The 9,898-nt window shown below is 51.7% G+C and carries 5 protein-coding genes and 2 pseudogenes; 1 reads left to right on the top strand and 6 read right to left on the bottom strand.

Annotated elements, in window-relative coordinates; translation table 11 throughout:
- Nucleotides 1-30 precede the first annotated feature (30 nt).
- The 5 genes and pseudogenes from KHQ28_RS19070 to KHQ28_RS19050 all read right to left on the bottom strand — a co-directional run bounded on the left by KHQ28_RS19070 (nt 31) and on the right by KHQ28_RS19050 (nt 8,769).
- A protein-coding gene (locus KHQ28_RS19070) for an IS3 family transposase (protein ID WP_087835702.1) occupies nt 31-1,193 on the bottom strand; the annotation gives its coding sequence in 2 pieces (ribosomal slippage) (nt 31-935 and nt 935-1,193; 1,164 coding nt in all).
- Nucleotides 1,194-1,433: 240 nt separating this feature from the next.
- The gene (locus KHQ28_RS19065) at nt 1,434-2,255 is read right to left on the bottom strand and encodes a hypothetical protein (RefSeq protein ID WP_064147814.1); all 822 of its coding nucleotides are present in this window, start codon (nt 2,253-2,255) and stop codon (nt 1,434-1,436) included.
- Entirely contained in the window at nt 2,252-4,813 is a 2,562-nt protein-coding gene (locus KHQ28_RS19060) for a glycoside hydrolase family 108 protein (protein ID WP_057209149.1), read from the bottom strand. Before KHQ28_RS19060 ends, KHQ28_RS19065 begins: the two co-directional genes overlap by 4 nt.
- A gap of 15 nt (nt 4,814-4,828) precedes the next feature.
- Nucleotides 4,829-7,188: pseudogene (locus tag KHQ28_RS19055) on the bottom strand (type VI secretion system Vgr family protein).
- An 828-nt stretch (nt 7,189-8,016) separates the two neighbouring features.
- Nucleotides 8,017-8,769: an SDR family oxidoreductase gene (locus KHQ28_RS19050; RefSeq protein ID WP_004184283.1), complete on the bottom strand. Its 753-nt coding sequence runs from the start codon at nt 8,767-8,769 to the stop codon at nt 8,017-8,019.
- A 98-nt stretch (nt 8,770-8,867) separates the two neighbouring features.
- On the opposite strand from KHQ28_RS19050, the gene KHQ28_RS19045 reads away from it, so the two are divergent.
- Nucleotides 8,868-9,794, top strand: a complete 927-nt coding sequence (locus KHQ28_RS19045) for an AraC family transcriptional regulator (protein WP_004180175.1) — start codon at nt 8,868-8,870, stop codon at nt 9,792-9,794.
- A 26-nt stretch (nt 9,795-9,820) separates the two neighbouring features.
- On the opposite strand, the pseudogene KHQ28_RS29270 reads toward KHQ28_RS19045, so the two are convergent.
- Nucleotides 9,821-9,898, bottom strand: a pseudogene (locus KHQ28_RS29270) (hypothetical protein); the annotation flags it as partial.

The following is a 9,898-nucleotide window of genomic DNA, read 5'->3' as shown; positions in this document are numbered from 1 at the left end:
TGATCTTACCCGCGTAATATGGACACAACCCTAAGCGAGGTTCTGGTTTTCAAATTGTTCCGGACTGAGACCGCCACAGGCACTGTGACGACGCCACCGATTGTAATCACACTCGATATAATTAAACACTGCTGTCCGCATTATTTCCCGGCTGACAAAGTCCTCTCCGTGGATACATTCCACCTTCAGCGTATGGAAGAAGCTTTCCGCACAGGCATTGTCGTAACAACAACCTCTGGCGCTCATACTCCCCCGCAGATTATGGCGTTTCAGTAAGCTCTGGTAATCCGTTGAACTGTACTGACCGCCTCTGTCTGTATGCACGATGACATTTTCCGGACGTTTACGCCGCCACAGCGCCATCTGTAACGCATCGCAGGCAAGCTGTGCTGTCATCCGCGAGGACATCGACCAGCCAATGACTGACCGCGACCACAGATCGATAACCACGGCCAGATAAAGCCAGCCTTCACCAGTGTGAAGATACGTGATGTCACCCACCCACTTCTGATTCGGGCCGCTGGCGTAAAAGTCCTGCTTCAGCAGATTCTCTGAGACTGGCAGACCATGTTCGCGGTAACTGACCGGACGGAACCGGCGCGAGGCTTTCGCCCGCAGTCCCTGCCGACGCAGGCTGGCCGCCACGGTTTTTATGTTATACACCCGTCCCTGAGCACGAAGCTCATCCGTCAGGCGTGGCGCACCATAGCGTTGTTTTGCGTCACTGAATGCTTCCCGGACGACGTTATCACAAACAAGGCGGAACTGCTGACGCCGGTTTATCTGATGACGACGCTGATGCCAGATGTACCAACCACTACGGGTAACCTGAAGTACACGGCACATGGCTTTGATACTGAATTCAGCCTGATGTTTTTCGATGAAGACATACTTCATTTCAGGCGCTTCGCGAAGTATGTCGCGGCCTTTTGGAGAATGGCCAGTTCCTCATCCCGTTCTGCCAGTTGACGTTTCAGACGGGCGATCTCAGCGGACATTTCCTGCTCGCGTTCAGAAGAAGAGAACTGATTTTGCTGTTTGCTTCGCCAGTTGTAGAGCTGTGATTCATACAGGTTAAGTTCGCGGGCGGCAGCTGCCACCCCAATGCGTTCAGCCAGTTTCAGGGCTTCCTGACGAAATTCAGGCGTGTGCTGCTTGCGTGGCTTTTTGGTGGTTGATGTTGGTTTTGTCATGTGAGTCACCTCTGGTTGAGAGTTTACTCACTTAGTCGCGTGTCCACTATTGCTGGGTAAGATCAGACTGCTGCCACTTCCTGGCACCAGATAGCTCGCTACCTTCATCACCATCATCCCCTCAGAACCATACATAGCTACAGCCCTATAAAAAACAGATAAATAATAACAAAATCAGAACGAAGCAGTAATTCATAAACAGCCATTAATAAAAACCGTGATGATACTATTCAAATTTACTTAAGGAAATTTGAAATCATTATCCCTTATGGACGAGTCCAGCACATCCTCAATACTATCAATCTTAATATTTTTTTCACCAAATGAATTTGAAGAGCATTCTTTAGCACTTATAGTCTTTCCATTTTTCTTAATATCAAGAAACGCTACGGCACCAGGTTTTTCTTCAGGAACACCAAGAATATAGGAATAAGCCCCTTTATTGAAACCAAAATAGGTTGTATAGGTACTTAAATCCAACCATCTTTTCAATTTATTTTTGACATCAAAGTTCACTTCAAGCTCAACAGCACCAGTATCCACTTTTTTGAGTAAGTACCGGGATTTGTTTTCATTATTTGCGCAAAATATTGCCACTTTTTTTTCTGCCCCAGATAATTCACATAATGCAATTAATGTTTCATCATTATCACATTCTTCATAAGATTTTTTTGTTATATTTTGCATTGCTCTTTTGAAAAATATAACTTTGGGCACAGACATATTGGCATTGATAAATGGCATATCATTGTTAATAGTGAATATGAGAGTATCCTTTCCAACAGATAATGTTGCTTCACCAACACTACCAAATGTGCTTTCAAAAGATACCACTCCAACATTATCTTTAATTATGCCATTAATATTTCTATCATTATCTTCAGCACAATCAATTCTATTACCATCATTAGTTATAAAACAATATTTACCTGTAAGGTGGGTACCGTTCTCGAACAAATCCAATGTTAACGATTGCGATTCACTCTCATTGACCCAATGACCTGAAAAACTGGCCATTGAATGAAAGGAAATGAATAATAAAAACAATAATATTTTATTCATATATTAACCCTTAAACAATCATTGACTCTATTTATCCAGCCAGTGAGGAATCGAACCTGAGTATTAGGTTCACCGTTAGTTATAGTTAAAGAACGATAATATTCTTTTCTAACCTCTGCGATGCGTGACAGTAATTGCTCCTGATCTTCAATTGCATTAATACAATGAATCATATCATCATCCATTGTGTTACTCACAACTAAGTTTATATTGTACTCATTATGAAGCATTTTTCGTACCTGTGTAACAGCGCGACCTGATGTAATTGTCCAGTCATATAACATTAAGGCTATTTTTATAGTCTCAAGCTTACAAAAACCTTTTGGCTCCCAATAATGATTATAATAAATAATCTCTGCCTGTTCCTTTGTCATATTTCTGAGAGTATTGGTAGTTGCTTCAATTCCGAGATCACTAGGTGCATATGCTCTCCAGGTCGCAATAGTGATCCCCATATTAGTCTCACCACCGCGATCATTAGGATCGTTAACATATCCCCCTTCATGTTGAAGTATTACACTGGAAATTTTAGAAAATAGCTCTCTACATCTTTCTTTAATACGGATCGCCTCCAAAAACACCACCGGATGCATATGCCACGGCTCCGACCCCAGCGCAACGCCCTTTTCGGATACCGTCTTCATCCACGTCATCTTATCAAGAAACGTTTCCAGATACGTCTTCCACAATGGCGCATCCCTGGTTAACGTATCGAGGTATGTCTTCCAGAGCGGGGCATCCTTGCCGTAGTACCATTCACTGGCGTGTTTTGCAATTACACGGTACAGGCGGTCGCGGTAAGAGATATTATGTACCGCCTGAAGATACTCCTGCTCCTGGTAATACCCGTCCTGGTTACTGTCTATCAACGCCAGCAGCCGTTTATAGTTATACTTGTTCAGCGCGTGAGTGGTGCGCGTTTCATCCTGTGCCGCTTTATACAACTGCTCCAGAATACCCTTCACCACGTTATTCGGTTGTTTTATCCCATCAATCAGGTCAAAACTCTCCGGAGCCTTATTCAGCGTGACAAATCCGAGCTCACCTAACGCATACTGCGAAACTTTCTTAACACTGGCGGCGGGTAACCAGCCACCTTCAGGACGTATCTGATAATATGCCGCATCCTGGTTACCGGACAGCGTATTCCCCTCAGCATCAACGCCAGGGACTTTTGCCAGCGTCAGAATACCTGATATCTTTGTTTTACGACTGCCCGCAACCATTCCCCGCTCACCCTTCTCTAACAACGGTGCATCGGCTTTCCAGGTCAGATACACCGGCGCATCCTCTCCCGCATGTCCGGGATTGGTGATGAACTTCTCCATATCATTCATGCTCAGGCACTCTATATGTACCTGGTAGCGCGAGCGCTTGCCGTTTTCTTCCGGTAGCTGATAGAAGCCCATATGCCCGAGGCTGTCTCCGGCACTGACAGGTACAGGCGCCGAAGGTACATATACATCATTAAAAACAGGCTCATTACCGGATGCGGCCACTGTAACCGGCGTCAGACTGTCACCATCCGACACCACCCATACCCGGTCGCCCTTTTTCAGCGTATCCTTATCCCGGCCCAGCGTGACCAGACTGAATGTCCTTGCAGCCTCGCCAGGTTCTTTACCCGGGCGGATGACCTGCTGCGCCGTATTACCAGGTTCGTAAGAAAGCGGGAAACCTGCCGCCAGCCTGCCGGCCTTTTTATAGTGCAGCACATCTTCCCGGCTCAGATAGTACGCCCAGTCTGTACGTGAGGTGCACTTCACCACCCCTTCCGGCTGAGTGGTGTAAGCCGGAGTACATTTTGCCCACCAGGACGGAACGGGCGCTGATTCTGTTGCTTTCAGAGAACCCCGGTCAGACACCGTCCAGACTTTAGTGCCAGCGACAAGGGTGTCCCCCGCTGCATTTTTCGTCTCACTGACAATGGTCACTTCAGTAAACTGACGCCTGTCTCTGCTGCGGGTGACAATAGCGTCACTCAGCGTGACAAGCGTGTATTTATCCAGTTTCCCGGCTTCGTGCTCTGCCTGCACATCTTCGGCACTGGTATAATAGCGCTGGACGCCTGCCACTTTTCTGTCAGACAGACTTCCCTGTTGTTGATAAGCAGCATAAGGCGCCAGATTCATATACAGAGTGAAAAATGTCAGTCCGCTCTCTTCCATATCACCCGGCTGGATATAATGTTTCACCAGCACAAAGGAAGTGGAAAGGAACAGTTTTTCACCGCACCATTCAATCGCAGCACTCTCATAGTCCTTACTGACGCGCCAGGCCACTATCTCACCATCCGCCATACAACGAATAAATTGTTCCCCTTTATAGAGCTCACGACAATATTCATTCTCAGCTTCGCTGTCAGTACTCAGGGCGCACCAGGGAATAGTGGCATCAGTAATATGGATACCGCCATGCCACATTCCCTGACTTCCCACCAGATACAGTCCTGAGCTTTCCCCTCCGAGCGTCGATAACAACTCTTCCGCAGAGGAAAAGGCATGACCATTTTTGTTTGACGGTACGGGATAACTGATTTTGGGTAGCTTTGCTGTCATAAATAACTTTCCATATTATTCACTTGTCCATTTGGCGGAATTTTTTGTTATGACCTTCACGTCCGTCGTTTTAAAGTCCGGTGTCTCCAGTGGCAGACTGCTGCCACTTCCTGGCACCAAATAGCTCGCTACCTTCATCACCATCATTCCCTCAGTACCATGCTCAATCCCGTTTTTACTCAGCTTCAGATACGATCCGCCGCCATTCAGCGTCAGTGTCTCCGGCGTGCTGATGGTAATCCCATCCTCGCAGCTGGTTATCGTCACCTGCTGCTTTGCCAGAAGCGCCATCGTGTTGTGCTGCGCCTGAATATCAATATCCCCCTGATTGGCGACCAGCTTCGCCCCGTCTTCATGCACAAACATACCCAGGGCTTTTTCCACCGTTACAGACAGATTCTTCATCGCACCGATATCAAGATGCTGACCGGCATTGATCATGGTGTTGCGGGTACTGCTGAGCTGAAGGTGTTCGCCTGAGGTCAGTGCCACTCCCTGCGGCGCGCTACCCAGCAGCACCGCCGACTGGAGGTCCCTGATTTTGTCGGCCACAAAATTTATCTGGGTATTGATGTCGCAGATCAGGGCCCCGGCCGCTTCGGCGGCGCTGTTCAGGGCCTGCATCTGGCTGTTGGCCTGGTTAATCTGGTTGATGGCAGGGGCCATTTCAAGCACAGGCCCCTGCGCTTTTGCCTGTTCATCCGCCGTCAGGTAGAGGCCTTTGGCTGCGCGGACCGCGCCAAACTCATCCGTTCGCAGCTCAAAACCAGCGCCACGCGTTTTTCACGCTGGCCATTGACCAGGTGCCCCATGTTCAGCTGCGTTTTGCCATATTCCGTTGCGAGCTTGATATGCTCCTCGCCGCGCTTGTCTTCCATTCGCAACTTATTGTTCGCCGGCGTGCGCCACACGTTCCGCGTATGATTCTCGCTGGTAACATGGTCCGGATGCTCTGAATCATGCAGGGCATAAGCGATGTAGGGACGATCCGGGTCTCCACCGTCAAATACGACGGCCACTTCCGTTCCGTCGAGAAGCGGTGAGTGGAAGCCGTAAGTATCACCGGCATACGGTTTCGCCAGCCGCAGCCACAGATACGCATAACCCTGTTCGGTACTGTTGCGGTCAAAGTCCAGTTTCACTCGATAGCGGCCTTCCTGGTCGAGCCAGGAACAGGTGTCGCCTTTCTGTGTGCTTTCCACCCGGGCAGGCAGCGAGCCGGATATCACCGGGCGACTGAGCAGCGCCGGACGGTAACAGACGGTTTCGCTGTAGGGGATACCCTCAAACGTCAGCGTAAAGCTACTTTTGCGTGAACCGCTGGCGCGTACCGTGGTGATGACGATACCTTCCTTAACGGCATCGGGTAACGAGCCGTCCGTTTCCAGAACCTGACCCGGCGCCAGATGAGGGCTGGAGGAATGCCCGGTGACATGATATTCCGTGTTCAGAATGCGCTCGTGACGCAGACGGGCAAAGAACGCACCGCTCTCAGTACTTTCCGCGTCACCTGCTGTCAGGAAAGGCTCCGCGTAGTGGTAAATTTCACCGGCGGTGATCCCTTCCTGACTGCTGATACTTTCCGTGCTGTCCTGCGGCGTCAGCGCTTCCCGGTAGTTGTAGTCCCGGGTGGCCACCCTTCCGCTCACCACGTTATATGCAGTCTGAATATCCCAGATACTCTCCTGTCCGCTGTCACTCATCCCGGCCTGGTTGCGCAGTGGCAGCGTGACGCCAAATTCATACTGCTGCTGGCTGTCCTGAAAAATCACCACGTCCTGTTCAAGTCGGCTGTCCATTTCATAGCGCCAGTAAATACCCACCTCCGCCAGCAGGCGCTGGATAAACTCAAGGTCAGTCTCCCGCCACTGGGTGATGAGCTCCCGGGACGGATATTCGCGGGAAAGCCGGAACTCGAAATCAGGCCCTTCCAGACCGTGTTTACGCAGTACCTTTTCCACAACTTCAGTGACTGACTGATTGAGATAGATTTCGCTCCCTTTCGTATAGTCCAGAAGGGCGATGCGCGGAACCAGCGCCAGCGCGTAAACGGAATCCTCTTTTGACATGGATATCCGTTCAAACGATGCCACTACGCCATAGACGGTACGCACCGGAACAGCCGGCGCCCCGGTAAATATCGGTGTCTGGAACGTAAATGACGCAGGTTTTAACAGCACCGCTTCACTGGCAATATCCGGCGTAGAGGAGGTCACGGCGATATCAAATCGCCAGGGATGACTGAGGGACTCCACAGAACGGAAGTTCAGCACATCAAGAAATTCTGTACAGCCATGAACGTCTATCCGGTAGCGTGACTGCCCCGGCGGTTGCTTTACCAAACTGGTTGCATCGTTTATCAACCTGTTCCTCATCGCTTCACTCCATCTATTCTGGCGTTAAAATTCATCATTACGTCCTCCATTCGTTACCCTTCGCCATCCCACCCACTGGCCGCGCTATCGCACCCGCCTGCTTTCGCGAACGCTACCGCCCGTCGCTGTCTCCCTACAGGAACCCAAAGCGCACTGGGTAAGGCAGAACGGTGATCTTTTATTTAACGCCCGGAATAACAGTCGCTCAGCAATACATGCACAAGAAAATCCCGTTCATATCCGCGTACTGCCGGAGTAAATTCAGTTTGAATTCAGCGGAATCTCGGTTCAGATCGGGAGTGACTGCGTAATGCTGAAAAAGACGATAAACAGAATAAAACAAATAAACTGATAATATTTTGTCATGCGAGAGAAGGAAGCTGTCTGGACGCAGGGCGGAAGCGGTGGCTTCATAACAACTATGTTCCATACTGATAACTATTCCCTGGTGTAAAAAAGCGAGCGCGCGGTACAACCGGGAGGAAACCATGCCACAGTAAAATAAAGAAAGTCCAGCCCCGACCGGGCCAGACTAACTTTTTAAGATTAACGCCCGAATTACATTGAGAATTTACATATAAATGACCTGAGCCATTGATCATCTAATAATATAGCGGACGGATCGCACACATCCAGAATAAGCTACGAAAACGCACCATGAAACACATTGCTGTCCTGATTTATATCAGTAAATCCCCCCCGACCGTTATATCGTATAACAGCTCATATTATCCAGGCGATCCTGACAGGGATAATATTCCCCCGACCATAAAGCGCAGCGGCAGCTTGCGCACCTACCGTCTGACAGACAAGTCCCGCATATTGCCTTCAGACAAGGCGATGACTGGCCTGCGCCATCGCCAGGGCGTCTTCCCCTGCCGGCAGCCGCGAAGGGGCATCAGGATCGTGCACCATTCGCCAGACGGCCTGAGCGACATCGGTCGCCTGCGTCACGCTGGCGTTATCCTGCATGCTGTCGAAGATCTGCTGGCCGAGCGCCGCATAGCTCTCCGGGAGCTGCCCCATCGTCCGGCGGGCGTTTTCCCCGAACCGGGTCTGCGGGGCGCGTCCCGGGAGGATCAGCCCGACGCGAATATTAAAAGCACGGAGCTCCAGCGCCAGCGACTCCGTAAAGGCATTCACCGCCGCCTTACTCGCGGTGTAGACAGCCAGCAGGGGCATCGGTTGCAGGGTGACCGCCGAGGTAATATTAACGATGGTCCCGCTTCGGCGCTCTCTGAACCGGGGGATCACCGCCTGGGTCATGGCAATCGTTCCCAGGGTATTGGTGGCAAACAGGTTGGCTATCGCTTCGCGCGGGGCGCCCTCCAGGGCATTAAGCATCCCCACCCCGGCGTTGTTAACCAGCACATCAATCTCTCCGACTTCGGCAATGGCCTCTGCGATACTCTGCGCCGAAGTGACGTCAAGACGTACCAGCCGCAGGCGGTCGCTGGCGGGTAACACACCTTCCTGCGGAGCGCGCATCGTGGCAATAACCTTCCAGCCTTGCTCGAGAAAATAACGCGCCGTCTCCAGGCCAAAACCCGATGAACAGCCGGTGATCATTATCGTTTGCATATCTCTGTCTCCGAATGGCTTCTTCCTTTTCATCATAGACAGGCCGTGCCGGACGATATAGGGTCAATAATCCATCATTCTTTAGCAGGAGTCCGGAAATGAGCGATCCGCTGGCGGAGGTCATCGCGATGTTAAATCTCAGAGCGGTGCTGACCAAAACCATCGAGGGGGCGGGAGACTGGCGAGTCCGGCGCTCGGATCAGGGGTTGTCATTTTATGGCGTCGTGCTGGAAGGCGGCTGTCGGCTGGAAATTGACCAGCATGAGCCGCAGATCCTGCGCGCCGGGGATTTTATTCTGATCCCGGCGGCGTACCGCTTCTCGCTAACCAGCCTGACCCCGCCTCCTTCACCGGCGCTGGAAACCATCCCGGTGCAACTGGCGGAGGGACACTTTCGGCTGGGCGCCCTCGACAAGCCTGCGCAGATGCAGGCGCTGATTGGCCACTGCGCTTCCGGTTCAACGAACGCCAGCCTGCTGGCCTCGCTATTGCCAGCCTTTGTGGTGGTCCGCAATCAACCGCGGCTGGCCACCTTTGTCGGGCTGCTGAAAGAGGAAGCGCAGGCGGATCGCGCGGGCAAATCTTTCGTTCTGGCGCGGATGGTTGAGCTGCTTTTTATCGAGGCCATCCGTTCCTCCGGCACGCTCGCGACCCCCGGTCTGATGCGCGGGCTGAGCGACCCGCGGGTCGCCCAGGCAATCCGTCTGCTGCATCAGGCCCCCGCCAGACGCTGGACGGTCAACGCCCTGGCCGCCGACTGCGCGCTGTCTCGCTCGACGTTATTTGAACGCTTTACCGACCTGACCGGGATGACCCCGATGGGCTATCTGTTAGGCTGGCGAATGACCCTGGCCATGCAGTGGCTGAGCGAGACGGGCATCAGCATTGCGGATATCGCCGAGCGCATCGGCTATGGCTCGGCCAGCGCGTTCAGCGTAGCTTTTACCCGTTATACCGGGATATCGCCGGGCAAATATGCCCGCCAGCGGGCGGCGCTAAATGTCTCCCGGCCAGCTCTGACTTAACCTGCCGCAATCTCCGTCTGCAGCCGGGCAACCAGCGTTCCGGCGCTCAACTCGCTTTCCACATACATCTTCGGCACCAGTGCCACACCCTGCTGGCTAAGTAC

The organism is Klebsiella sp. 28, from assembly GCF_018223905.1.
Classification (GTDB): Bacteria; Pseudomonadota; Gammaproteobacteria; order Enterobacterales; family Enterobacteriaceae; genus Klebsiella; species Klebsiella pneumoniae.
This window is presented reverse-complemented; position numbering and strand designations above follow the sequence as displayed.

Coding starts and splice junctions, on each gene's coding strand:
- KHQ28_RS19065 (WP_064147814.1), bottom strand. CDS start 2,255: ATGAATAAAATATTATTGTTTTTATTATTCATTTCCTTTCATTCAATG.
- KHQ28_RS19060 (WP_057209149.1), bottom strand. CDS start 4,813: ATGACAGCAAAGCTACCCAAAATCAGTTATCCCGTACCGTCAAACAAA.
- KHQ28_RS19050 (WP_004184283.1), bottom strand. CDS start 8,769: ATGCAAACGATAATGATCACCGGCTGTTCATCGGGTTTTGGCCTGGAG.
- KHQ28_RS19045 (WP_004180175.1), top strand. CDS start 8,868: ATGAGCGATCCGCTGGCGGAGGTCATCGCGATGTTAAATCTCAGAGCG.